This is a genomic window from Actinomadura sp. 7K534 (assembly GCF_004348575.1).
GTDB classification, from domain to species: Bacteria; Actinomycetota; Actinomycetes; order Streptosporangiales; family Streptosporangiaceae; genus Spirillospora; species Spirillospora livida.
On record NZ_SMKB01000523.1, the window covers coordinates 1 to 821 of the forward strand.

Here is an 821-nt window from a genome sequence, read left to right on the forward strand (position 1 = left end):
TGTGTATAAGAGACAGCACCTGGACCCGCCTCCTCACCAACCTCGCCACCCTCCACACCCAAGGCACCCACCTCACCTGGACCCACATCCTCGAAGCCATCGGCATCCCACGGCCCGCGAGCCCGCCCGCACTGCCCACCTACGCCTTCCAGAGGCAGCGGTACTGGCTGCGCGCCCAGGTCGGCGTCGCCAACGTCACCGCAGCGGGGTTGAAGGACGCCGAGCATCCGCTGCTCGGCGCCTGCGTGACGCTCGCCGACGAGCAGACCACCGTGTTCACCGGGCGCCTGTCCCTGGACACCCACCCCTGGCTCGCCGACCACGCCATCAACGACACACCCGTCCTCCCCGGCACCGCCTACCTAGAACTCGCCATCCACGCAGGCGACCACACCGGAACACCCCACCTCCAAGAACTCACCCTCCACTCGCCCCTCGTCCTCGATCGGGACGCGCCCGCGCTCGTCCAGGTCACCGTGCACGCGTCCGATGGTGACGGCCATCGCGCCCTGACCATCCATGCCCGTCCCGACGACGGCGACGACGAGCAGCCCTGGACCTGCCACGCCACCGGCGCGCTGGCCCCCGGCTCACCGGCCGTTTCCGAGGCGCCGGACCTCGGCGTCTGGCCGCCGCCCGGCGCCCGTCCCGTGGCGACCGACGACCTCTACCGGCGATTCGGCGAACGCGGTTTCGCCTACGGCCCGCTCTTCCAGGGCGTCCGGGCGGCCTGGCGCACGCCGGACGCCGTCTACGCCGAGATCCGGCTACCCGACCCCGAAGCCGCCACCGGCTACACCCTCCACCCCGCACTCCTCGAC

At 71.7% G+C, this 821-nt stretch carries 1 protein-coding gene; it reads left to right on the forward strand.

The window, feature by feature from the left end:
* Positions 1-209: 209 nt before the first annotated feature.
* A partial coding sequence (locus E1266_RS37525) for a polyketide synthase dehydratase domain-containing protein (RefSeq protein ID WP_165966389.1) occupies positions 210-821 on the forward strand: 612 nt, incomplete at its 3' end.